The following is a 25,850-nucleotide window of genomic DNA, read 5'->3' on the forward strand; positions in this document are numbered from 1 at the left end:
TCCATCCCTTATCAAATGGATTTAGATTAGGCCATTATCAGAAAAGCTAAAGTATTGTCCATCTGGCGCGATTATCAAATGGTCAAGGACTTTAATATCCAAAAGTGCTGCCGCCTTTTTGATTTTATCGGTCAATTGAATATCCGCCTCGCTCGCCTTTAATTTTCCACTTGGGTGGTTATGGCAAAGTATTATAGCCACCGATAGGGATTTGAGTACTGCGGCAAAAAGTATCCTTACATCCACCAAGGTTCCTGTAATTCCACCTTGGGACAGGTTAAGGATTCCTTTTACCTTATTGCTGTTGTTCAACAAAACCACTTTGAAGCATTCTTGGAGTGCTATGGTATTTTTGTTCCATTGGTCAAACAATATGTTCGCTGCATCCTGTGAGCAACCAATGATGTGCCAGAAAGGAGAACGTATTTGTTCTTTGTAACTTATCTTTATTTCATTAACTTTGTAGTTCATTATCAAGTATTTATAAATTAATGAGTTAAAAGAGGGATCGATAATTCGGGCGATACCCTCTTTTTTTTGTTATTTACTGCCCATAAGGAGTATTTCACGAGCTTCCACTTCGGTAACAAAGCGTTGAATGCCATCATCGGTGGAAAAGGAACGGGTTTTCAATTTTCCTGTTACTGCAATTTCCTTTCCTTTGGAGGCGTACTTTTCCACGATTTCGGCGGTCTTGCCCCAGGCCACTATATAGTGCCAATTGGTTTCCTTTTGTTTTTCACCTTTCGAGTTTTTAAAGAACACATTGGTGGCCAAGGAAAACCTAGCTACTTTTTTACCGTTTTCAAGATTGGTAACTGTTGGTTCCTGTCCCACATTACCGATTAACTGAACATTGTTTTTAATAATTCCCATGATTAAAAAAATTAAGGTTAAACATTTGATTTACATTATTTTGATTAACTGATTTACTTATTATATCCGGAGTGTTTTCCTTTCCTGATGCATGCAGGCTTTTTTGGCCAAGCCGGCTTACTCTTATTGGGTATTGACCACTTCCATTTGAGGATAATCGGTATGATTCCATAGTTCCAATTTTTGATTTACTTTCCATAGAGCCGTCGTTGTTACCTTTTTTTGTTGCTTGATGGTCCACAATATTTTTGGAAGGAAACACTTATAAACAGTAGGGGATGGGAGCGCTGGCTTTATGCAGTTTTCCTTCCAAAAATGTTGTTGTTTTGCCTTCAAAAAAAGAAACGGCGACAACTGTGGCAGTGAAAAAGGAGATCTTGGAAAATACCTATATCCGGAAGTGGTCGATACGCCCTCCTAATGAGAAGTCTTCAGCAGAATAGTATAAGAGAGCCTACACCCATTTTATAAGTCTAAATCCCAACCCCTGTATGGACATCTACTTGGTATTCGATTAGTCCATCACTATAGGGGAACCAGTATGACAGCACTGAAATGAACCTGATACTATAAATTGGACTGTAGTACCAAGGTTCTACCTCCGTTGAGTTCCCTTAACTCAATGGCCAATTTTTCCGATGCTGCCAAAACAAACTTTGGCAGCACATATACGAACTGCCTGCTCTGCCCTTTTTTGAAAAGCTTTGGAAGGTTATGGGCATAAATGGTGTTTAATGGCAAACTTTGAAAGGAAGATTGGCGTCGATCGGTGCCATTTAAGGTGTACACATTAAGATAATCGATTTCAAAATCGACTCCCGATGCATTTTTTACCTCCATCTTCAGAAACACCTCCGAGCCATAATAGACCGGTTGAAATAATTTTAAATACAAGTCCTTTTCACGGATCAATGCCACCTTTTCAGATGCCGACTTCAAAACGGACTCCGAGGCTCTTTTGAGATAGTCCATTGTTCGGCCCAAGGAATCCACTTTTTGCTTCATTTTATCGATGTCATCCATTTTAGGGGTTTCATTTCCAATACTTTCTTGCTCGGTAAAAAAGTAATTGTGCTGGGTCAAATCGGGTCTGTATTTTAAAATATAGGAATACACCTGCCCATTGGTAGTCACCACCAACAGATTACTGTCAGGGCCGGGTTGTGCCTGCAAGAGCCCGAAATGCTGCTGTGTTTCGCGGTTATAGGTAAAAACAAAATGGGCCGCACCCGTGATCCCTTGGCGAACGGGTTCTGGAAAAAAAAGGGCCACATTTTTAAGTTCATTGGCATAAAGTGTATCCAAGGGTTGCTGCGCGGACAATCCAAGACTGATGAAGCATATTGCTAAGATGATTATGGTTTTCATTGCAGATTAATTTTAAAATTGTTCTTGTCGTATTTTAAGATGAGCTTATAATTGTCTGATATGCTTGCCCGAAAGCTCCTTCGGTTGCGTTGGAACACTTTTCGAACTCCCTTAATTTGTGGCATTCCGGTAATATTTATATCGTCGACGATATCGTTCACCACTTCATTGGTTGCTTCGGCCCTAAAATTGTTCCTCAAATAAATTCCTTCAGATCCATCCTCAAGGTCGTAGGCCTTGAACTTGACCGGTAGGTGATCAATATTTTCAATTCGAATCAAGGTCCTGTTCGGCTTAAAACTTACAAATCCGTAGATACGTGTATTTTTAGGAATCAATACATTGTTGATCTTGGCATCCTTTATTAGGCGCATTCTTAAACGTTGGTCCGCCTTAACAGTTTGGTCGCCGTCCACACGGACCATGATAATTGGATCCGAATTCCCGGAGCCAATTGTCTCAATGGGGTGGGAATCAAAAAAAAGCTGGTGCTCCAGGGCAAGAGTCTGGGATGCCACCTCGATTTCCTTCTCCCCAATATATTCATCTGTCTTCTCGGTCTTTATATGCCTGGACTGGAATCGGGAAAGCGTATCACCATTCAGGGTTTTACCGGTCCTTTTTGAATATCGCATCTGTCCTTGTTTATAAATACTGTCCACCAGTTGCATTTTTTTCTTGTCCAGCAATTCAGGGTCGTACAGGCCGGTGGAGTCCAACAGGTCTTCATCGTAGACACTAGGAGCGAGGGTAGGTCTCGCCGTCTTCATATCATTTATGGCATCCAATTTGGAATCATATATCTTCTGTTCGTTCATGATTTCAGGAACAGGTATTTGATCAGCCTCCAGTTCCTGTCCTTGTTCGCTGTCCAAAACGAGTACAGCATATGCCGTAATAAAAAGTAGTATACAGAGTAGAATGGAGGTAAACACAATTTTGTTCTTTTCAATTTTCATATTTATCCAATTTTCGTAGTGTATTTTCAAAGAAATCGGTAATCATGAACCCATGGGTGTTTTTGGGAAAGTTCCTGTCCACCCTAAGGAGTTTACCGGTAGTGGTCAATTCATAGATGTCGGTGGATAAGCCCCTATTGATCTCAAATATTGTTTTAGTTTCAAAAAGATATGGTTCCCTGTCCAGGACAATTTTGGATTTTATGGCCAGCACCTTTTGTACCAGGGAATATTGCAGTAATCGGTTATATACGCCATCTACTTTTTTCTGACGGTACAAATCGGCTACACTGCTATTGCCCAACCATAGGGCTTTTTCCAAATTACTCTCATAGTTACTCGGATCGATGCCGTAGAAATAGTCATGGAACAATTCCAAATGGGCTAGGGCCTCTACCTCGAGATTCTCCTTTTGATCGACCAATTTCAGGGGAATGACCTGACCATCAGCATTGACCATAAAAGCCTTGTTCAATACATCATTATGGAGTTTCAGTACCAAGAGGAGCGCAATGGCACTTATGGTAGTTGCCGCAATAATAATGGACAGGACTATAAATCGATTCTGTCCTAGTACCTTGTAGATGTTGTTATAAGGTGTTTTCATATTGTTCTTGGGATTAAAGGGTTAGGAGACACTAAAGAGCTTAAGGGTAAAGGTTATTGCCCTACGGTACAAAGTGAATTTTAATAGGACAATGAACCCGATGGAACCCAGTTGAATAACAGGTGCGAAAGTTTGACTGCCCCAATCGGTACCAAAAAGGTTGGACCAAAAATTAAGGTTCACCTCGGTATAAAAATTATTGATAAATACATTGACCAGAAAAAATGCCGGGACCAGCATATAGACCCCTGCATATAATCTAAAAAAATTATAGGCCATGGAGCGAAACTTTTCAAACACGGCCAAGCTGATGACCAATGGAAAAAAGGCCTGCATAATTCCCAATAAAAAGAATCGTTGGGCCAAAAAAAGAGGATAGATAAAGAGGTCCAATAGCCAAAGGATCAAGCCTATGATAAACGACAATATTTTAAGTCCGAACAGTGGAGTTACCAAGGCCTCGTAGAGTAGGGCCAACGCTTTTTTGGCAGCGTCGATGGCGCCCACATCCTGTTCGATATCCAAATCCTGCAGCTGTAAGGGTAGGAGTGCCGGAGCAGTATCCCTAAACTGGGTTTCTATAGCTACTAGAATGTTATCGAATGCGGATAGCACCTCCGTAGAAAAAATGGCCAGTACGACTACCGCAAAGTTCTTGGCCAATTCACCAGGGGTCAATCCCCAAGAATAACCTTCATTGTTGGCCACGCCCTCATTGTATTTCTTAATGATATTGATCAGAAATAGGACGACGGACAGGGCCTTCATCCCGGTAATGGCCGTCTGCGAAAAGCTACTGTTTTTAATGGTCTGAAAGACCGTATCCACATATTCAAGCCCTATTCCCAAAAATATCCCCGACATCAGTAGTTGATTTCCCTGTTATTGATTTTATCCTGCATTTGCCTAAAGGCGATTATCTCTCTATAGCGCCTGGTCTTGGCCTCGATCTCGGCCACCATTTCTATGGATTGCAGTTCCTTTTCCTTGAGAATGGCCGTGCGTTCGGCATCGGTCATTTTCAAATTATCACTGGACAGTACTTGATCGATATAGTCCATGGACATCATGGAATTTTCAATTATTCCCTGAAAGGAATCTGAGATACGGCCAACTTCTTCGGGCCGTATATATGGGGAATTTAGGATCTGCCTTAGATCCTCCTGCACCATATCATAAAGACGCTGATTGTTCTTGGCCAATTCCTTTACCGCATTCAATTGTTTGATTACGCTATTGACCTTATCGATATTCTCCTTCTGTTCCTTTAAGAATTTTACAGTCTTCAACAGTTCTGCGGTCTGTTTCCCGGATTCCAGCAGCGATTTCATAAAGGAGATGAAATTGGTATTGTCATATACCGGCATGCCCTGGGCCATCGCGTTGCTTTTAACAACCAAGGACAAGGTCAGGGCCAACAATAATTTATAATTAAAAAGTTTCATAGTATATAGGTTTAAATGTTGCTTTTATTGGAAGGATTAGTTTGTTGCGCTACAAACTGCGTAATGGCGGTCTCCATATCCCCGTATTTTCTATAGAGGGCCATAATGGTTTCATTCTCTTCACCATCGGTTAGGTAAGCGGCATGGACTTCTGGCGGAACTTCCAATCGAAATATGTTGCTATCCTTCCCGATTTTGATAAACATTTCCGTGTATTTACGTTCCCCTTTCAGCTGGTTCCTTATGGATTTTAATTGGTTAAGATCATGTGAGGAAAGATGGAGCCTGTTGACCAGTTCATCATATCCCTTTTCATTCCTCAGACTATAGATGACCTGAGTATTTTCAAGGATACTTGCGGATGTCGAATTATTTGGCAGTTGGTTGATGGATTGAAGGATGATACCTATAGCCCCGTTTTGTTTACGTATGGCCTGGTAATAGAATTCCACACTTTCCAGAACGTTCTTAAATTTTAACTGTTTGGCAAACTCATCAAATAGGATGATGCCCTTTTCCGCCTTGTTCCTCCAAATCGTTCTTTGAATGGCCGATTTGATCAATTTCAACATAACGGAGAGAATTTCCTTATTATCCTTTACCTCGTCAAGTTCAAAAACGATCAGTCGTTTGTCCTCCAATTTATAGGTTTGGTCTGTGTTTGTATTGAACAGAAAACTATATATACCATTTTCCACATATTCCGAAAGAATGTGAAGGAAGTCATAGACGCTAAAATGCATTTCACGGATCTGGAGGTCCGTGACCAATGAATCTTTATGGTCATCTACATACTGGTACAGTGAAGCCAGTGAATGGCCAGTTGTGCACTTGGAATAATAAGACAACAGGACCTTTTTAACGGCTACCTCCTGTGCTTTGCTGGTTTCATTGCCCGTGGCCAAAAGCTCCAAAATAAAAATGGTAAGATCTTCCAGCCTCTCTGGAGTAAGGTCGGCTTTATCACTGATGTAGAAGGGGTTTATACCCAGGTTTTTCCCTTGTTCATATCTAAGAACAATATGGTCATTGGGGTAGAGCTTGGCAAATTTATCATAGGAACCTCCCAAGTCGATGACCACTAGGCGTACCCCACTTTCAAAATATTGGCGCAGAATGTTATTGGCCAAAAAGGATTTACCTTCCCCAGTAGGTGCAAAAATAGCAAAGTTGCGTGCCTTTATGCGCTTTCTGGCTTCATCCCAAACATCCTTTAAAATTGGGATGTTGTATTGCCTATCGTTAAAGACAACACCCTTATTATCTGAAATATATACACTATTGTTAATGTACAGGCAAAGGGCATGCTTTAGATCGGCCACGTACAGATCCCCGTTGGAGAAGTTGGAGGTAAAGCAACAATAGCTGTTAAGAAAATAATGTTTCCGCTCTTCACCTTTAGGATAATAGGGAACGATGTCCAATTCCTTGAACTCTGTTTTGATCTTGGTGGCAATCCTGCCCAACTCTTGTGTCCCCTCTCCCCAAAAAACTATATTGAGATGTCCCCGGACTATTCTAGAACTTTCATCATCATTGATCTTTGCCAGAATATCCTCTATTTTTTTTAGAACGACCTTATTTTGAGTTCCAAAATTGGAACTCTTATTAAGCTCCTCAATACTTTTCTCTAGATATTTCCGCCATTTATATTTATCGTCCAGATATATGATCTGATTGACGATATGGTTTTCATGTAAGTTGAGTCCCAAACCATCTATAAATCCTTGATGAAATACAAAATCATCGGAGGTGAACCTGTCATTGGGCCTACTGCTTTGTAGCATATCGCCAAAGCAGAGTTCACTATTGATGGCCATGACGTCAAAATCATGGTCACCGATCTCCAAACACTTTTTATTCATTTGGATATCCGTGTCAAATCCATGGTTATAACCATTGAAGTAATTATTGGTCGATTCCAGGATACTTTCCTCGCACATTGGTGCAAGGGTTATTTTTCTGCTATTATTAATAAAGGACACGGCATCATTTACCGCATTGACAAATTCGCGGGCATAATGGTCCATTTGCCTATGAATACCCTTATCCACTTTGCGAAAGGGGTTGACGTATTTTGTAGTATTGAACGTTTTCTTTAGCGGAAGAACAAAAAAGAGAAAGGAAGAGTGGTCCAAATATTCCCGTCCCTTAAAATAGTGGTAAGTGGCTTGCTGAAGAAAACTTTCATTGGGCAAATTTTCGGCTGAAAATCCGGCCTTTCTATAAACATCTTGTTTATGCACGATGGTACCCACGGGTAGCGCCTTAAAGGCTTGAAACCAAGACCCATGAATTTCCTCAAAATCCTTCTCCGACAAGGAATAGATCTCCGGATACCCCACGGAATAGCACTGGACCAAGTTGCCATTATTGGCAAAAATGACATTCCCTTGAATATCCATTATAGGATAAAATTCGGATAAGTTAATTGTCTTCATAGTGCAGGTGACTTGCTCTTTTATTGTTAATAGTGTGTGGAAACACTTTTTTCAAATGGAATACGGTCGGGTTGTTATGGCAAAAGGAGAGACATACAAAAAGTAGAATGTTGAAAATGATAGCCGAAATAATCGCCCCTAAACTGAAAGAAAAGATGATGAACATCAAGGAACCTATAACGGAAGTCATCTGAAGTGCGAACAACATAAGGGGGAGTCCCATTATCATGGCCTTTTTACGAATGTTCCTATATACCACGTACTTTTTCATTAGACAACAATTCCGATGAGATAGGTGAAGATTCCAACAACTGCACCGGCAATAAGTACAAATACAAGAACACGCGTAATACCTTTTTTGAGATCGGCGTTTTCCCCAAAAAAGTGTCCCGCGTTAAAAAGAAAACCGATAAGAAAAATCACTCCCAGAATAATGGGGAAAACGGTACGGATGGTATCGGATACGTCATTGACCGATTCTTCAATTCCACCAATTTGAGCGAAAGCAGGATTGTAAATCAGTAAGGTAAGGCAAACCTGATAGTATAATTTTTTCATGTTGTTCAGATTTAGTTTTTAGACTTTTTAGCTACATGAAAAATAGTTTATATTTATATATAAAATTCTGACAATCAATAATTTGTGAATAAAATATTAAATGATTCGTTTTAATGTGTTTTGATGTCAATTAACATGAATTTGAATTATAATTTGAAATTGATATGTTGATAACCTTGAAAATCCGGAGTAGGGCAGGTTGCAAAACCGTCATATTTTGGCTCTTGATTTTAAAAATGTGCTCCAGTTTTTGTCAATTAGAGCAGCCTAAAAAGATTTTGGTCATCGATCCCGGCCATGGAGGTAAGGATACCGGTGCCATAGGTGTCCATGGGGTCCTTGAAAAGGAGGTAGTTTTAAAAATTGCCAAGGAAATCCTAAACCACAACCACATAATATTGGATGACAGGATAGAGGTTTATCTGACCAGGTACAAGGACACATTGATATCATTATCAGATAGGGCAATGTTGGCCAGGGAATTAAAGAGCGATTTGTTCATTTCTTTACATTGTAATGCGGCCATCACAGGAGCCAGTGGAATGGAAATTTTTGTAGCCAATAAGGATAATCCGCACATGGAATCCTCGGTGCAGTTGGCCACCTCCGTTTTAGGTGAGAGCGGACGCAAACTGGGCATTAAGGAAAGGGGGGTAAAGGTGGGCAATTTTCAAGTACAAAGGGAAACAATGGATTATTGTCCGACAATTTTAATAGAAACAGGATTTGTTACGCATGTAGATGAAGGGGATTATTACAAAGAACCTAGAAATATCAAGGCAATGGCATTGGCCATATTGCTGGGAATTTATAATTATTTAAAAAGTGGGGACTGAATTTTACCGAAGGTAAATGACATCCTGGAAAACCATATATATTTTCGATAAAGACGTACCTAAATTCTCTTATCCATACTATCTTCCTTAAAGGCGATCAAATTAAACAATTGCCTCATTCTAGATCGAACACGGCCACCATAGCGTTCCTCGAGTTCCTGAGCATTGAGATTGGTCGTAGCGTGGGTATGGATATTATGGTTCAACAATAGTTCGTATCTGGAAAGAAGTATTTCCCCCATTACATTGCAATCTTTGCCAAAATATCGTCCCGTAGGCTCCACTCCCAGATCATCAAAACAATAGGATTTCCCCTCACCGTAGTCTTCCACAATTTTAAAACCGATATTATTAAATGCAAAAGTGATATTTCGTGCCGGTATCACTTCATAAGTTCGGCCGTAAGGAGTCAGATAGCGCAGTAACTTCATTAAACTGCTCTTACCACAACCTACGGGCCCAGAAAGTAAAATACCTTTGTTAAGGTCGATATCCAGTTTCTTGCAATTCAAAGGATCCTTGATATAATAGTTACAGAGTTTGTAAATGACGTCGCGGTCCTGTTCCAATATTCTAAAATTCTTGCCGAACATTGTTTGTCCCTTGGCATTGAGATATAACAATATTTTATTAAAATCATAGCAGATCTGATTATCCTTAAGACTACCTAGGACGTATTGTTTATGACCTACAAAGCGTATATGTGGATTCATAGGGGCTGATTAAAATTTTTCATGGAACTGGACTTCAGGTTGTCCGTATTCTGGCTGACCGGGACCACTGTTTTCTCCTCCTTTATCTCCATGGACTTAAAAATCCATTTTTGCGCCAGCGCATGCCAATCCACAATTTCGGCCGTACCTCCAACTTTCCATCCAATGCTTTTGTAATGACAGTAAAACTTCTTCGCTTCCGCCATGGGCCAGTTTTTATTATTAAAAAAAGCAACAACTTCTTTTTCATTTTGGGGTCGGTCCCGTTTGACCCCATTTGTTTTGTTTTTTATAGTTTCTATATGTTTATTTATAGGTACCACTACTTGTCCATTGCTTGTCCCTGATTTGGTCTGGTGTGGGTACACTACTTGTCCATCAGTTGTCCCAAAATTGAACATCTTGATCGTACTCCCCTGGAAGGGGTTATGGGAGGGACGGTAATACAAATAATTCCAATGGTGCAATTCCTTCAAACAGCGATGATAAGTTGATTTGGAGCCTATTTTTGCATAGGCCATTACTTCTTCCCGGTTAATATGGAAGCTATCACGAAAATGGTAACTGTTCCATAATTGAAAAAGTCCCACATAAAGGCTAATGTGGGTAGGGTTTAGTCTATTATCTTTTGAGAACTGGAGGAAGACCCCGTTCAGGTGTTTGATATAGTTCATAGTAAAGGTGTTAAAAATCGTAATCCACCCTGTTCTTCTTCATAATAGCTTGGATATCCTCGGTATCATAAAATAGGATTCCGCCCATTTTTGTGTACGGCAAAGTACCATTGATCCTTAAGTTTTGAAGGGTACCTGAACTAATATTGAGCAACTCCATCACTTCGGATGAGCGAAGGTACCTTTTAAGGGTTCCATTGGCCTGTTTAGAGAGCAACTCCTTAAAGCCCTCCATCAATTCGATCTTAAAATCCCTCAGATCATCTGTGGTAATTACATGCGTTGGCATAATTTGAAAGTTTTGGGAAGGGAACCAGCGAGTATTAAAATGAAGACTCCAAGTTCCGATCACGATTAGACATTGAGCCGTAAATTTGACATGTTTTTACAGGAAATATTCACCATATGTCTCGTAGTGGGGTTAAATATTAACATCATTACAATCATTTACAATTATGGGCAAAGTGAATAAAATAAAATTCAAAAAATAACCAAAACTCCCTTAAAGAGAGGCAAATTTACTTGGTAGGGGATGCACCGGATGCGATACGTAATTACGATACCACAACCCAATTTTTGAAACACTGGAATCGTGGCCCATGCTAAGCCGTTATTTATAAATGTTTGTTATTGAGTTCTACGTACTCGTTCCTGATTAGGTCGTATAGTAATCCCATTCTTTCGTGTAGTTCCTTGGTCATTACAATTTGAAACTCCCTAATACCTATCTGCAATTGAAAGTCCGCGTCGATTTTTCCGTAGATAAAATCCAAGGGATACCCCCCATCCTGACCCGGTTCCATCGGCTTGGCCCTAAAAAACAAATTGCTACAATCATGGGCCTCATAATTGAACGAAACCATGAAAGAAATTGACTTGTACTGCTTAGTGTATTGCAATGAACCAGGGGCGTCCATAAATAAGATCGGATATAATGTGAATTAAACAATTAGAAATTTATTACATAATGCACTAATCATCAATACTTATTCGATGTGATTCTACTATCGTAGACCTATGACGCTTTGAATACAAACTAGTTGGTAGATAGACCATGGATAAAGATTTTTTCATATGTACAATTCAACCCTTCTTGGTCGTTACCACTAAATTTCTATACAATTGCCAAAGTGTACTAGCATTTGTTCAAACCTACTAGGAGCTTAATTGTCCAATATCTAACCGAATTGTTTTCTTCCCAAATATATTAGTCTAAAAATTAAAACCCATTAAATGATAAATTGTGTGTATTTAAAGAACAGGGAAATTACAATTAAAAATAAGTTCATTACATCTACAAAAAACTATAAATACAGACTTTAAGGTTCTTGTTTAATAAGGTAGCTCATGTATCTAGGCTATGGTTGATAACAGATATATTTTGGAATACCACAGAATGTAATCCTATGAAACATATGATATTGACATGGGAGGATAAGTCGTGATAATTTAAATGCTATTCTCAACACTGTACCTGATTTTTATAACAATCTTTTGACAAATGCAACAATTGTTGACTAAAATTGTAATAATCTGAACCCAAGCCTATTTAATAGTTAATAATTCAGATGATAAAATAAATGGGGCAATCTTCTATCTAAACAGAAAAGAGGCTAGATTTGGATTTATGAAAAGTGTCAGAAATACCTTGTTTTCAAATAGCGAAACTTTCGGAGGACTTGTGCAAAATTCTTTGCACGATATACCAGAAATACCCATATGCTCCTTTTCAGGTAAACCAGCAGATTATTATATTGGTTTATCCGGTCCAGGTCATTATGATGAAATTAGATTGTTGGGACCCATATGCTCCAAGTTTGTTGAAACGGCCATTGTCAATGTATTGGGGCAGGGAGTGGACAACATACAATGGCCGGTTATTTTGGATTTGAAAAAGAATATATACTATCATTCCCATGATGCCCATTTAAAAGGGCTTTCCCCAATCATGGGTTGGAAGAATCGGATAATTTCCAAAACAAAGGAATAATCTTTGTAGGAATCAAATAGCTTTTTTACCAAGTCTTAAAACTTCATCATCCAATATCTCTCTAATATTCGGGTTTCCTTATAATAAGTATATTGCCATTGGCTAGTTAATTAATTCAAAGTAAATGAAAAGAAAACTTGAAACCATAGGACTTACAATGGGGTGGTTTGCAATTATTGGGCAATTTATCCTATTGATTATGAATAGGCAAGCAGGGTTATTTGAAACCATTATTCGTTTTTTTAGTTTTTTCACCATTTTGACCAATATATTGGTCGCACTATACTTTACAATGTCATATTTAGATTCCAAAAAGAATCCTTTAAACCTAATTCTGTCCAATGGAGCCATGACTGCCTTAACTACATTTATATTAATGGTAGGCTTGGTATATCAGGTTAGTTTAAGACACATATGGAACCCTACCGGCTTACAATTTGTGGTGGATGAATTACTACATACGGTTATCCCGATCTACATGTTAATGTATTGGTTCATCTATTCAAAAACAACTGATTTGAAGACCAAATCAGTTCTAAACTGGTTATTATATCCATTGATCTATGTTGTGTTCATAGTTTCAAGGGGATATATTTCAAATTACTATCCCTATCCATTTCTAAATATACCAGAAATAGGCCTCCAACCTTCCCTGATTAATATTGGCATTATTTTGGGTGTATCCATCCTGATGATGATATTGCTCATCATCGCTGGAAAATTTCGTAAAAACTTGATCAAAGAATAGTTATATGAAAAAGAATTACATTTTAGTTTCAACCCTTTTGTTTATGGTGGTTATCGTTTCATGTACTGCAACTAAGAATGGGAGTAATAATAACCTTTACAATTCCATATGGGAATTGGAGTATATATCAGGAACATGGATTGCTTTTGATGGCCTATATCCGGACAAGAAGCCGGTAATTTCATTTAACAAAACCACAGGGAAGATTACGGGCAATAACAGCTGTAACGGTTATTCCGCCGATTTTAAAATTGATGGTAATAGCATCACCATAGGCGAACCTGGACCTTCTACATTGATGTATTGTGGTGATGGCGAACCTCAGTTTCTGAATATGATGAAAAAAATAAATGCCTTTAGCTTGGACAAGGAGGGTAGGCTAAATTTAATGATTGGCGAAATACCCATGATGAGATTCAAAAAAATAAAAGAATAGACCATTGTGTTCAAATCATCTGGATAGTAGTTGGAACATGTTTATTTCCACATTTAAAATATGAATTTTCACTAAAAGCAAATCTAGATTGATAGCCTTACGGCTTTTGGTTGGATAAACATTGTATATGCTACAATTTTTTATCCGTGTCCATATCTGACTTCAAACAAACCTTGAACATTTTAGAGATTTCGTAAACAGAAATAAAATTGTTGAGCCCATAGAGCGGCCAATGCGGATACTAACCTAGTCCCTTAATTATTAGTGTTTCATTTGATTAACCTTGCCTTTAAAATTTACATGTTAACTTTACCAGTCATAACATTACTCGGTAGGTTACATACTTGATTCGTGCATTATCGAATTCCAAGTGGCCTTAATGCTAATTACTTTGTCTATATTATAAAAGTAGTAGGACCAATTAATGATATCATGTTGTTAAAGTGCCTTTTAAAGCAAACATTTAAAGTGAGTACTGCCCGAAATAGAAGTTGAACTAACTGTGGAGGACTTAATCGACGGAATTAATAGCCAATTGGATTATATCGTAAAACATTTAATAGAAAAACAAAAAAAGCATGGTAACACTGTACATAATGAATAGGGTTTTCAATGGTCAATTTAAGTTCAAGGCTATTTACAAACACTGTCAAATACCAGATTTGGCACTTCGCACAAAAGCAAAAGAACAGAATGTAAAAAAACTGTTTTTAGGTACAGCTGTCATCAAAGTTTTTCATTACCATCAATTTATCAATTAAAGATGATACTAATTAGTTTGGTCCAATGAACAGAATAACTATAATTGTAATTTTAACATTCACCATTTTAGTTTCACTGCAAGGATGTGGACAGGAACAGGCAACGGATATACAATCCACAAAAATTGACATATCCGATTATACCCAAAGTTTTATTTCCTTCGACTCTCCGAATATTGCCTTATCCAATGTAAAAATAATTGATGGAACAGGGAATCCTTCCAAAACTTCACAGACTGTTCTGATAGAGAATGGAATAATAGTGGGAATTGGAGATGCCAATGACATTCAAATAGCAGATGATTTTTTTGAACTAAATTTATCTGGCAGGACAATTATCCCAGGCATCATTGGTATGCACAACCACATGAGAATACCTGAATCCGCAATGCTATCTACATCACCTAAACTATATTTAGCATGTGGTGTGACTACAATCCAAACTTGTGGGACAGGAAACCCCTTTGAGGAGTTAGCTATCGCAAAATCGATAGATAGGGGAGAGCAGCCTGGTCCTGAAATCATTAATTCCGGTCCATATTTCACAGGTCCAAAGGGTAAATCGAATTTCATAAGATTTACCAATGAAAAAATGGTCAGGGATACCATTCGATATTGGGCAAGCAAAGGAGTACAATGGCTGAAGGTTTATAGAAATACCAGGCCCCAGGACTTAAAAGTAATAGTTGATGAAGCACATAGGAATAACCTAAAAGTAACAGGTCACCTGTGTGCCACAACTTTTACCGAAGCTGCAGAAATAGGGATCGATGCCATAGAACATGGATTTATACACAGTTATGACCATGCAACAGAAAGGGAAACTGGAGTTTGCTCTAAAAATAACGACTTTAGAACAAATCTGGACATTGACAGTGATACGGTCAAAGATGTGCAACAAAACCTTATAAACAATGGGGTGGCACTAGGTTCAACACTTGCCATTTTTGAAGCACAAGCTAATGTAATGGCAGATGCCAGAGACCTTGAAGTAATGGCCCCCACTCATAAAGTGGCATATCACCAGCGTAAACTACGTAAGAAAGAACAGGGTAACGACTGGTATTTTAAACCAGAATGGTTGGTAAAATCAATGGCATACGAACTTCAATTTTTCAGACAAGGTGGATGGCTGGTAGCAGGTCTTGATCCTGGCCTCCACAATATGCCCGGATTTGGAGATCAAAAAAATTACGAACTATTTATTGAGGCTGGATTCAAGCCAGAGGAAGCCTTACAGGTAATGGCCTCTAATGGTGCAAAGCTACTGTCAAGAACTGACATAGGGACAATTGAGAAAGGAAAGTTGGCCAATATTGTAGTTCTCAATGGAGATCTTGAAAGTAACCCTAAAGTTATTCGAGAAGTAGAAATTGTATTTAAAAATGGTATCGGCTTCGATCCAAATAAACTGATTGAATCTGCAAAAGGAAATGTTGGTTCGGAAACAGACAATACTATGGTATATTTTGGCCAAAAAACTCCTTCGAATGAACCAGAACTATTCGCGCCGAATATAATTTCAAAACCTAATAGACATGAGTTCGGCTGTACAATATCGGGTGATGGGAATGAATTCTTTTTTGGGGTAGACAATAATGGCGTTACGGAAATTCATTACACGAACTTATTAGAAGGTGTCTGGTCTCCACCCCGTAAACTTTTCGATTCGGCTTCCGTAAGCTACAATGATCCAATGTTATCTCCGGATGAGAAAAGATTGTATTTCATATCCAATCGTTCACTAAATGAAGATATTACTAAGGATGATATGGATATTTGGTATGTAGAAAGGGAAAACAAACAATCAAACTGGTCAGAACCAATCAATTTAGGGTTACCGATCAACAGCCCTTTAAATGAGTATTACGCTTCTTTTACAAATGATGGTACACTTTATTTCGCAGCTCAGGATAAAACTTTAAATGCCCCAAACTATGCTTATGATATTTACCGTTCCAAATATGTTAACGGAAAATTCGTCAAACCTGAATTACTATCCGAATCAATAAATACCAATAGATACGAAGCGGATGTTTTCATTGCACCTGATGAGTCGTATATGATATTTTGTTCCATTCGTAAAATCGGGAAAGGTCAAGGGGATTTATATATTAGTTTCAAAGATAAAGACGGGAAATGGGGCGATGCAGTTAATATGGGAAACACAATTAATACGGAAAAGCACGAACTTTGTCCTTTCGTAACTAAGGACGGAAAGTATCTCTTTTATACCAGTAATAATGATATTTATTGGGTAAGTACGCAAATTTTGGATAATTATAGGGAATAATGTAGGATGGAAAGAAATTCATTCAATAATGGCACAAAGGGAAAAATGAATTAACTTATAGCTACATTCTAAAAGTAGCCTCCTTATAATTTTTAACCATTTTTAGTTCCTAAGAGTAAAATAATATGAACAATAAAATTAATAAAGAGAAAATTCTTATAAGAAATGGAGTTTGGAAATCAACTGGAGATAATTTATTCTGGATTAATGTTATTCACAATAAGGTCTTTTGGTTGGGCATGAACAACAGGACCACAGAAAATGAGTTAGGTGAAAATTGGTGTCATGTTGGAAATGGAACAATTATTGACAATCGGATTATTTTAGATTGGTCTGATATTTCTGTTGGAAAAGGTAATTTAAATGGGAGAATAGTTATTGAAATGATAAGTAATAATAAAATGAAAGTTATTGAGGATTCCGGAAACTTTGGTATGTCAACTTGGAATTGGGAAACAGATCAATTGAATTTTAGTCAAATCCCAAAGAAAGAGGCAAAACATTTTTAGCCTTACCCAAAGAGTCAAGGGTTGGTTAAACACGGTGAAAGCATTTGTGGTGCAAAAAACAGGTAACAACGTTTCGTTGGCAGACCATATTGCAGATAATTTAAAAATGAAGAGCCAATACAAATTCTATAATCCGACTGCCCAAATTGGTGCACACCTCCTCTTAAGGGCCTTCTAGGTTATTATTGCCTTGCATCCCGTTTAAATCACCCCTTTCTATTTTGGTTTGAAATATAGTTACGCAAATTATCCGAAGATATAAGTCTCCTCCGCCCGCCCCCTCTTTCAACAATATCGCAATCGTTTATATTTTTAGTCAAATCTAAGGGAGGATGAGACAGGCACGTCCTAACGGCCGAGCAGGCTTGTGCCATTCACTAATATTACTGGCCCACTAGTAATTAAAAAGTTCTGCCTTGGCCGGTCAAACACTGCTCACTTCACGCAACTTGGGCTATATCAAGCAAAAATCCGGTAAGTTCATATATTAATTCCAAGCGCTTAAGGCACGTAAGCACAATTCATGTTTTTAGTCGTATTATTCTTACAATAAATTAAGTTAACATCATAATTATTCGCGTTCACAACATTTCTGCATAGGAAAAAGTAGAATGTCCTACTATTGCCCTGTTTAAAAAATTTAAAGCAATGCAATAATGAAAACAACTACCTTTCTTAATTTATTTCTGTTATTTTTTAGTATTACTTCATCTGCTGTGTATGCCCAAACAACCCTATCTGCCGGAGATGTTGCTTTTTTAGGTTATAATACCGATGCAAACGGAACAGAAGACCATTCTTTTTCTTGGATTACACTGGAAGATTTATCTGCTGGAACGGTAATCTACTTCACCGAAGAGGGTTGGAATGCCAATGGTAATACTTGGTACGGGTCATCCGAAGGGCATTATTCATGGACGGCCACAGGGGCCACACCTGCCGGTACAATTGTATATGTATATGAAAATGGTTCAACAGATGTTTTAATTTCTTCCAGTGGAAGTATGTCCGCAGTTTTGAGTGGAACCGGATGGAATCTTTTGGCAGGTGATAACCTTTTTGCCTACCAAAGTGCTACCGGGGCCAAACCCAGCTCCCCCAATTTTCTATCAGGACTTTATGGTGATGATAATTTTGCCCACACAGCAGGCTGTGACGATGCAAACAATTGGTTCGATTGTCAGAACTGCACAACGGCAGGACAGTCGTGTGCAACCACTGGGGGCAGCACCACTGGACTTCCTGGTACGCTAACGAACGGCACCAATGCAATTGCTTTATTTCCTAATCCATTTAATGAAACGGACAACGCAAAATATAATGGTACGTTAACAGGGACCAAGGTTTTTGTTGCTTCGCAAATCAACAATAGAAGCAATTGGGTTTATGATGATTCCAATGCATATACTATTACCTCTGGAGCCTTTAATACACCGAATATTGTAGCTTCCATTACTACTCCAACTGTCACTACAGCGGCCGCTTCAGGCTTAACGTCCACCACCGTAACCCTTGGAGGTAACGTGACCGATGACGGTGGTGACACCGTCTCCGATCGCGGTATTGTCTATAATACCACGGGTGCCCCTACAACGTCCGATAACAAAGTACTGATTGGTTCTGGAGACGGTAGTTTTTCTGATGAAATTACAGGACTTAGCTCGGGGACAACCTACTACGTTCGTGCCTATGCCATTAATAGCGAAGGTACAAGTTATGGGAACGAGGAGACTTTTGCAACCAATGCACCAGCACCTTTTCTGAGTACAAATCCAACCATCACTTTTGATTCCAATGGCTCAGCAGGCTCTGATGATATTGCCTCCGATGGCGAATTAGGCTCTGATGAAATCAATGACCTAAATCTGGAGATATTTGCAGTCAACTCCTCTGATACAAAATTAACTGGCGGATTACAGGTACTCGAATACAATGGGTTACAACAATTAACTTATGAAACAGGTGTTAGTCCGAGTTTTCATGGTATGGTTATTCAATCTGATGATCAAAGTAATTTCTCTTTACAGCAATTTGACTTTCATGATTGGGGGTTATATGATGGTGCAACATATGTAGTAGAAGGCTTTGATGATGGAGTGTCCCAGGGAACGGCTACATTTACTGGAAATACTACGAGTGTTTTTATAAATGTAAGTCAAGGCGATGAGCTTGGAAACGTTTTCCAAAATGTTGATAAAATTCACATAGCCCAACAATTAGGATCAGATAATTCATATATGGGGTTAAATAATATTCAAGTTGGAGTACCTATCACCAAAAGTGCCCCAACCATAACCACCACAGCTGCCTCAGGCGTTACAGCAACTGAAGCTGCCCTGGGCGGCAATGTCACTTCTGACGGCGGAGCGACCGTCTCTGCTAGAGGCTTTGTTTACTCCAGCTCAGATAACACTCCAACCCTGGGTGAGGGTGGGGTAACGAATGTTCTTGACGGAAGTGGCACAGGTGTTTTTAACGAAAGCATTTCAGGATTAAGTGCATCCACCACCTATTACTATCAGGCCTATGCTACCAATAGTGAAGGGACCTCTTATGGTGGAGTGGAGAGTTTTGCAACGAGTGCTCCCAATATAGCTCCAATAGTGGATGCCAATACCGGATTAACGGTAACGGAAGGAGCAACCGGAAACATTGATAGTGGTACATTGCATTTTAATGATGACGAAACGGGAGATGACGCCCAATTGACTGCAACTATTACCAGTTCCGTTGCTTATGGAACCTTGTTTCTTGATGCCAACCTCAACAATACCTTCGATTCCGGTGAGAAAGAACTCTTGGTAAATGCAACATTTACGCAAGATGATATTAACAACGACCGACTCAGATATACCAATACGGTTAATAATCAGACCGCGGACAGTTTTGTGTTTACCCTGAGTGACCCGGATGGAGGTGAGTTGGTTAACCAGACGTTTAATATTACGATAAATCAGGCGCCTACGGTAGCCGTAAACAACGGATTGATCCTCAATGAAGGGACTACCGAGCTGATTGACTCTGGAAAATTGAACGCCACAGATGCTGAAACAGGCAGTGGTTCCGACCTTACTTTTACCATTACTTCTGCAGTTTCACACGGTGTTTTGTTTATAGATTCCAATCCCAGCAACGTATTTGAGGCCGGTGATGTAGAATTAATTGTAAATACAACATTTACCCAAGATGATATTAACAATGATAGGCTCAGATACACCAATACTGTTGGTGATCAGAACGCCGATAGTTTTGAATTTAAGGTAAGCGATCCCAATGGTGGTGAATTGACCAACCAGACCTTTACAATTACCATCAATCTGCTAGAAGTGCCTACCCTGACCACCACAGCCGCCTCAGGCGTTACCGCTACTACAGCAACCTTAGGTGGAAACATAACCGACAACGGCGGTGCTGCCGTAAACGAGCGCGGTATTGTCTATAACACCACCGGTACACCCAATGTAAATGATGATACCAAAGTACAAATTGGTTCCGGGGACGGTAGCTTTTCGGATGAAATCACCGGGCTTAGCGCTGGGACAACTTATTACGTACGTGCTTATGCCACCAATAGTGAAGGAACCAGTTATGGTGGAGTCGAAAGTTTTACGACATCAAACCCTCAATTAGAAAATTTTTCCTGGTCGGCAGATAACTTAAGTGCAGGAGCTACAGGTGTCACTTATACATTTGAATATACTACTGCTACGGACTTAGGAGTGAATGATGCTATTTTATATGCTTTAAATACTGCAAATGGCTGGAATACTAATAGTGTAACTGTGGGAGACATTACCGTTTTGGTAAATGGAAATTCGAGAACTGTTGCAGGAATATTTTCTGTCGGCGGCAGCGGAGCATTTATTACTCTAGACAATCCAATAGTGGCTAGTGGATCTGAGATCGTAGTAACCATAGCTAATGTGTTTAACAACGGAAATCCAGGAACCTATTACTGGAATTGGATTCATACAGCTACTGGTGGGGGTAATGAAATAGACCCTGCAGTAAGCCCTGATCCTATTGTCTTGTCTGCTAATACGGCCCCAACCGTTACCACTTCTGCCGCCTCAGGCGTTACAAATACCACAGCAACCCTTGGCGGAGAGGTCACCGATAATGGCGGCGCAACCGTCACCGAACGAGGCATAGTCTATAATACCACTGGTACCCCCAATATAGATGACGATACCAAGGTACAGATCGGTTCCGGGGATGGTAGTTTTTCTGATGAAATCACAGGGCTTAGCGCCGAGAACCAATATTTTGTCCGTGCCTATGCTATCAATAGCGAAGGTACGGCTTATGGTAGCGAAGAGAGTTTTACCACTTCATTAAATCCAAGCTTAACATTATCCTCCAGCGCAACAGATAATACCATTGGTTCAGGTGCTTCCGTTACGTTTACCGCAACACCGACCGGAACCGCTGCCACAAATTATTTGTGGAAGAAAAATGGAATTGTGGTTCCCGGTGAGACCAACGCTACCTATACTACCACAGATTTGGTAAATGGCGATGTTATCGAGGTGCAATTGTCCGCTGATTCAGGTACTATCGTCAATTCAAATTTGGTTTTAAATTTAGATGCCGGAGACCGGTCCAGTTATCCCGGTTCCGGAATGGCATGGACGGATATTAGCTCCAATAACAATGACGCCACCTTGCCTTCCAACTTGGCTACTTCCTATTCCACTATTGTAGGTGCCGGTAGTTTTAATTTTCAGGGAAACAGCAGTACAACGATTCAAAGTAGTGCAGTGAACAATTGGGACATTACGTCTACCAATGCGCTATCGGTGGAAACTTGGGTAAAACGCATAAACGGCGGTCATCAATTTTGGTTCTCGACACCCAACCTGCATTATCGTTTGGGCGTGGACCCCTCTGGAAATTTATTTTGGGATATGGGGCAATATGTAGACAGAAATTCGGGAATATTGGTTTCTGAAGGAGTCTGGCACCACATTGTTTATACGGCAGGGGTAGAAACAGGAAACATCACCACTAGGGTTTATGTAGATGGAGTAGAGGTAGCAGACCAAAACGAAGGTATAGCTACGCTTTCTTCCATCACAAATTATTTGATCGGAGACGGACAAACACCGGGGCAGCATCCCTTGAATGGAGACATGGGATTGATAAGGGTATATAATAAAGCCTTATCGGCATTGGAGGTTGCCCAAAACTTTAACGCAGAGGTAGATCGGTTTACCACGGATGTATTAAGTTCAAATTCAATAACGATGACGGTAAATGTTCCTCCAACCGTTACCACTACAACAGCTTCCAACGTTACATTCGCTACGGCAAGCCTAGGTGGGGAGGTAACCAACAACGGAGGGCAAACGGTTACTGAACGCGGTATCGTTTATAACATTACAGGCACACCCAATGTGGATGATGATCCCAAAATAATAATTGGTAATGGGGACGGTAGCTTCTCCGATGAAATAACAGGACTTGATTCCGGAACCGAATACTTTGTCCGGGCCTATGCCATCAATGTTGGAGGGACGGGCTACGGAAATGAAGTTTCTTTTACGACTACGGCCAACGATTCGCCCGTAGGATCAGTGGTGGCGGACCAGTCCGAATGTATCAACGGGTCGGTAACAGAACTTGCCATAACGATTACGGATGCCTTTCCGGGGGACAATACCTTTATGGTTACCGCGGCTTCTTCAAATACAGCTGTAGTCGCCAATGCGGACATTATCGTTACCGGAAACGGCAATACCCGTACGTTTACCATATCACCGGTACAGGGTGCGGCGGGAACAAGCACCATTACGGTTACCATTGAGGATAGTTTGGGTGAAATAGGCACACAGACCTTTGATGTGACCTTTAACGACCTTATTCCTCCCACATTGACCGCCGTTCAAAATATAGAGGAAGAGCTGGATGCCAATTGCAATTTTGTTGTCCCGGACTATACAGGTTTAACTACGGTTGCAGACAATTGTGGCACAACAACGATTACCCAATCGCCAATTGCAGGTACCGTAATTAGCGGACACGGCACATTGCAGACCATTACTTTAACTGCGGACGATGGCAACGGGAATACTCATAGCACCGCTTTTGAGGTTACCTTGGCGGACGTAACGGCTCCAACAATAGTGGTACAGGATGTTGAAATGCCATTGAACGAAACAGGTTCCATCAGCATAACAGCAGAAGCGTTTATTGTTGATAGTGATGACAGTTGCAGTGCCGTGAGCATAAGTATTGATCGTACGGATTTTGACTGTGCGGATTTGGGGGATTACCCCATTACGATAACGGCAACGGATTCCAATGGAAATACTACAACAGAAACAGCGATCCTTACCTTGACCGGAGAGGATACGGATGGGGATTCAATAGCGGATTCTTGTGATAACGATAAGGACAACGACGGTACTCCGGATGCGGAAGATGCCTTCCCCTTGGATGCCACTGAAGATACCGACACGGATGGCGATGGTATTGGCAATAATTCTGATACCGATGATGACAACGACGGGGATTCGGATGTAGATGAGCTGGCTAACAATACAGATCCGTTGGACGATACTAGCTTTTTTGTTCCAGGGGAAGAAGAGACACCGGTGACACCAACCTTGGTACCTGCCCAGGCCTTTACACCCAATGGGGACGGAATCAATGATTACTGGATGATACCGGGAATAGAGAACTATCCCAATGCTTTGGTCAAGGTGTACAACCGATGGGGACACGAGGTTTTCGCCACCAAGGGATATAATAACGATTGGAACGCCACCTATAAGTCCAGGAGTGACAGCTTACCTTCGGGGTCCTACATGTACGTCATTGATCTGTCCAATGGCTTGGCACCTATTCAGGGATGGCTGTTCATCAATTATTAAGCCAATCGTTTAACAAAAAAATCAATACAAAAATGAAATTTAAAATAGTATATCTTATCCTAACAGCATTAATGGTTTCGGGTATTTCCAATGCCCAACAGGATCCCAACTTTACCTTTTACAGGTACAATATGAATCTGGTGAACCCCGCCTTTGCAGGGGCCAATGATGGGACCGATATCGGGGTCGGCATTAGGAGTCAATGGGCCGGGATAGAAGGAAGCCCGGAGACACAGACCGTTTTCTTCGGAACACCTGTAGGGAAAAACCTGGGCCTTGGGGTTTCCATCATTAATGACAGGACCTTCATTGAGAACCAAACTTCCATGGCCCTAGATTTCTCCTACCACTTGCAGCTTAACGGAGATACCCACCTCTTTCTTGGAGTAAAGGCAGGCTTAAACTCCTATAAGGCGAACACGGACGGACTGGTTACCTATGGCATACAATCCGATCCTAGCCTAATGGGAATCGACGGTGGGTTTACGCCCAACATAGGTGCTGGCGCCTACCTAAAAGGAAAGTCCTTCTTCGCCTCCCTGTCCGTCCCCAGAATCCTTAGCCCTGATCGCTTGGACGATGCCAACGGGGTCGCCAAACAGGGAGAGGATAAAATACACCTATATGCAGCGGCAGGTTACGATATACCCCTGAACGCCAATATTGTTTTCAGGCCTTCCCTAATGGTGAGATATGTGGAGGCATCCCCCATATCGGTCGATTTTACGGCCGCATTCGCGATGAGGGACCGGTTTGAACTGGGAGCAGCATACCGTTTGGACGAAGGATTTGGAGGGTTCTTTATCTTTAAGGCAAGCAAAGGGCTGCACCTGGGATATGCCTATGAGGCCGCTCCGCATAATACGATTGCAAGCATGAACAATGGAACCCATGAGGTAATGCTCTATGTAAAACTATAATACATAGTATTAATTTACTGACAGAGATTTTTTATGACAACTCGTCTTGGATGTGACAATTTAAGGCGAGTTTGATATTTCTCTAAGACATGAAGGAGCCAAATGGGATAGTGTAAGTAAAGTTTATTAGTCTCTAATTAATATACCTAGACCAATAAAAAGATTTAGTAAATTAGATCTATAATAGGAATATACACACTAGTAATTATATACAATTGTTGTGCACAAGCTAAAAAAATCGAGATAAAATGAAAAAGGCATTAAGTGATTTAACCAAAGAAGATTGGAATAGACTCTTTCCAATAGAATTGGTTGACCATAATCCTGAATGGAAAATTATTTACGAAAACGAAAAAAAGCGAATAATCGATAAAGTAGGAGATAAAACAATCCTTCGAATTGAACACTTTGGGAGTTCCTCAATTCCTAGTATAAAATCAAAACCTTATATCGATTTAATGATAGAAATCCCAAAAGAAAAGCTATTTGACAAAAATTTAATTGCAAATTTTACGGAATTGGGTTATTCTCATTTTGTAGTGCCAGCAAGAGATAATATTGAGGCTTACTCATCTTTTGGAAAAGGATATAATGTGGACGGAAAAAAAGAGCAGATTTTTCATATTCATATGTGTCCAAAAGATAATATAATGTGGAAACAAATTGACTTCCGAGACTATCTAAATTCAAATCCTGAAAGAGCAAAACAGTATGAAAATCTGAAACTTGAATTAGCGAAAAAGTTCAAAAATGACAGAGGTTCTTATGTACTTGGAAAGACAGATTTTGTGAAAGAAACGTTGGAAATAATCAACGAAAAAGCCAGCGCACAACACAGTGT

At 40.0% G+C, this 25,850-nt stretch carries 23 protein-coding genes; 9 read left to right on the top strand and 14 right to left on the bottom strand.

Annotated features, from left to right (window positions below; all coding sequences use genetic code 11):
* Positions 1–21: 21 nt before the first annotated feature.
* From B9Y87_RS20835 to B9Y87_RS20885, 10 genes are all read right to left on the bottom strand, one after another.
* Complete coding sequence (locus tag B9Y87_RS20835; RefSeq protein ID WP_085500883.1) at positions 22–471, bottom strand: JAB domain-containing protein; 450 nt, start codon at positions 469–471, stop codon at positions 22–24.
* A 69-nt stretch (positions 472–540) separates the two neighbouring features.
* Positions 541–876, bottom strand: coding sequence for a single-stranded DNA-binding protein (locus B9Y87_RS20840; RefSeq protein ID WP_085500884.1), 336 nt, complete (start codon positions 874–876; stop codon positions 541–543).
* 567 nt (positions 877–1,443) lie between these two features.
* Positions 1,444–2,244 carry a DUF4138 domain-containing protein gene (locus tag B9Y87_RS20850; protein ID WP_085500886.1) on the bottom strand — a complete coding sequence of 267 codons (801 nt, stop codon included), beginning with the start codon at positions 2,242–2,244 and terminating at the stop codon, positions 1,444–1,446.
* A complete protein-coding gene (gene traM / locus B9Y87_RS20855; protein ID WP_085500887.1) occupies positions 2,241–3,203 on the bottom strand; it encodes a conjugative transposon protein TraM in 963 nt (320 codons plus the stop codon). The genes B9Y87_RS20850 and traM overlap by 4 nt, the downstream gene beginning before the upstream one ends.
* Complete coding sequence (locus tag B9Y87_RS20860; RefSeq protein WP_085500888.1) at positions 3,193–3,810, bottom strand: conjugal transfer protein TraK; 618 nt, start codon at positions 3,808–3,810, stop codon at positions 3,193–3,195. The genes traM and B9Y87_RS20860 overlap by 11 nt, the downstream gene beginning before the upstream one ends.
* 21 nt (positions 3,811–3,831) lie before the next feature.
* Positions 3,832–4,674 (bottom strand): hypothetical protein, encoded by an 843-nt coding sequence (locus tag B9Y87_RS20865; RefSeq protein WP_176225699.1) that lies wholly within the window; start codon positions 4,672–4,674, stop codon positions 3,832–3,834.
* Positions 4,674–5,189: a conjugal transfer protein gene (locus tag B9Y87_RS20870; protein WP_449371716.1), complete on the bottom strand. Its 516-nt coding sequence runs from the start codon at positions 5,187–5,189 to the stop codon at positions 4,674–4,676. The genes B9Y87_RS20865 and B9Y87_RS20870 overlap by 1 nt, the downstream gene beginning before the upstream one ends.
* 77 nt (positions 5,190–5,266) lie before the next feature.
* A complete protein-coding gene (locus tag B9Y87_RS20875) occupies positions 5,267–7,696 on the bottom strand; it encodes a TraG family conjugative transposon ATPase (RefSeq protein WP_085500891.1) in 2,430 nt (809 codons plus the stop codon).
* Positions 7,683–7,967: a YhgE/Pip domain-containing protein gene (locus B9Y87_RS20880; RefSeq protein ID WP_085500892.1), complete on the bottom strand. Its 285-nt coding sequence runs from the start codon at positions 7,965–7,967 to the stop codon at positions 7,683–7,685. The genes B9Y87_RS20875 and B9Y87_RS20880 overlap by 14 nt, the downstream gene beginning before the upstream one ends.
* Positions 7,967–8,254: a hypothetical protein gene (locus B9Y87_RS20885; protein ID WP_085500893.1), complete on the bottom strand. Its 288-nt coding sequence runs from the start codon at positions 8,252–8,254 to the stop codon at positions 7,967–7,969. The genes B9Y87_RS20880 and B9Y87_RS20885 overlap by 1 nt, the downstream gene beginning before the upstream one ends.
* 164 nt (positions 8,255–8,418) lie before the next feature.
* Between B9Y87_RS20885 and B9Y87_RS20890 the strand changes: the two genes are divergently transcribed.
* Positions 8,419–9,090 carry an N-acetylmuramoyl-L-alanine amidase family protein gene (locus tag B9Y87_RS20890; protein ID WP_085500894.1) on the top strand — a complete coding sequence of 224 codons (672 nt, stop codon included), beginning with the start codon at positions 8,419–8,421 and terminating at the stop codon, positions 9,088–9,090.
* Positions 9,091–9,149: 59 nt separating this feature from the next.
* Here the strand turns inward: B9Y87_RS20890 and B9Y87_RS20895 are convergent, their stop codons facing one another.
* The 4 genes from B9Y87_RS20895 to B9Y87_RS20910 all read right to left on the bottom strand — a co-directional run bounded on the left by B9Y87_RS20895 (position 9,150) and on the right by B9Y87_RS20910 (position 11,340).
* The gene (locus B9Y87_RS20895) at positions 9,150–9,803 is read right to left on the bottom strand and encodes an ATPase (RefSeq protein WP_085500895.1); all 654 of its coding nucleotides are present in this window, start codon (positions 9,801–9,803) and stop codon (positions 9,150–9,152) included.
* Positions 9,800–10,477: a hypothetical protein gene (locus B9Y87_RS20900; RefSeq protein ID WP_085500896.1), complete on the bottom strand. Its 678-nt coding sequence runs from the start codon at positions 10,475–10,477 to the stop codon at positions 9,800–9,802. Before B9Y87_RS20900 ends, B9Y87_RS20895 begins: the two co-directional genes overlap by 4 nt.
* 10 nt (positions 10,478–10,487) lie before the next feature.
* Complete coding sequence (locus tag B9Y87_RS20905; RefSeq protein WP_085500897.1) at positions 10,488–10,766, bottom strand: helix-turn-helix domain-containing protein; 279 nt, start codon at positions 10,764–10,766, stop codon at positions 10,488–10,490.
* Positions 10,767–11,091: 325 nt separating this feature from the next.
* Positions 11,092–11,340 carry a hypothetical protein gene (locus B9Y87_RS20910; RefSeq protein WP_139827305.1) on the bottom strand — a complete coding sequence of 83 codons (249 nt, stop codon included), beginning with the start codon at positions 11,338–11,340 and terminating at the stop codon, positions 11,092–11,094.
* Between the two features lie 764 nt (positions 11,341–12,104).
* On the opposite strand from B9Y87_RS20910, the gene B9Y87_RS20915 reads away from it, so the two are divergent.
* The 8 genes from B9Y87_RS20915 to B9Y87_RS20955 all read left to right on the top strand — a co-directional run.
* Entirely contained in the window at positions 12,105–12,467 is a 363-nt protein-coding gene (locus tag B9Y87_RS20915) for a hypothetical protein (protein ID WP_085500899.1), read from the top strand.
* Positions 12,468–12,591: 124 nt separating this feature from the next.
* Positions 12,592–13,215: a Pr6Pr family membrane protein gene (locus B9Y87_RS20920; RefSeq protein ID WP_085500900.1), complete on the top strand. Its 624-nt coding sequence runs from the start codon at positions 12,592–12,594 to the stop codon at positions 13,213–13,215.
* 4 nt (positions 13,216–13,219) lie between these two features.
* Positions 13,220–13,651, top strand: a complete 432-nt coding sequence (locus B9Y87_RS20925; RefSeq protein ID WP_245808769.1) for an META domain-containing protein — start codon at positions 13,220–13,222, stop codon at positions 13,649–13,651.
* 786 nt (positions 13,652–14,437) lie between these two features.
* Positions 14,438–16,705, top strand: coding sequence for an amidohydrolase family protein (locus B9Y87_RS20935; RefSeq protein ID WP_085500902.1), 2,268 nt, complete (start codon positions 14,438–14,440; stop codon positions 16,703–16,705).
* 125 nt (positions 16,706–16,830) lie between these two features.
* Positions 16,831–17,214: a hypothetical protein gene (locus B9Y87_RS20940; protein ID WP_085500903.1), complete on the top strand. Its 384-nt coding sequence runs from the start codon at positions 16,831–16,833 to the stop codon at positions 17,212–17,214.
* A gap of 656 nt (positions 17,215–17,870) precedes the next feature.
* Complete coding sequence (locus B9Y87_RS20945) at positions 17,871–24,089, top strand: T9SS type B sorting domain-containing protein (protein ID WP_085500904.1); 6,219 nt, start codon at positions 17,871–17,873, stop codon at positions 24,087–24,089.
* A 32-nt stretch (positions 24,090–24,121) separates the two neighbouring features.
* Positions 24,122–25,009, top strand: coding sequence for a PorP/SprF family type IX secretion system membrane protein (locus B9Y87_RS20950; protein ID WP_176225700.1), 888 nt, complete (start codon positions 24,122–24,124; stop codon positions 25,007–25,009).
* A 248-nt stretch (positions 25,010–25,257) separates the two neighbouring features.
* The coding region (locus tag B9Y87_RS20955) for a GrpB family protein (RefSeq protein WP_085500906.1) at positions 25,258–25,850 on the top strand (593 nt) is incomplete at its 3' end.

The organism is Arenibacter troitsensis (assembly GCF_900177645.1).
GTDB lineage: Bacteria > Bacteroidota > Bacteroidia > Flavobacteriales > Flavobacteriaceae > Arenibacter > Arenibacter troitsensis.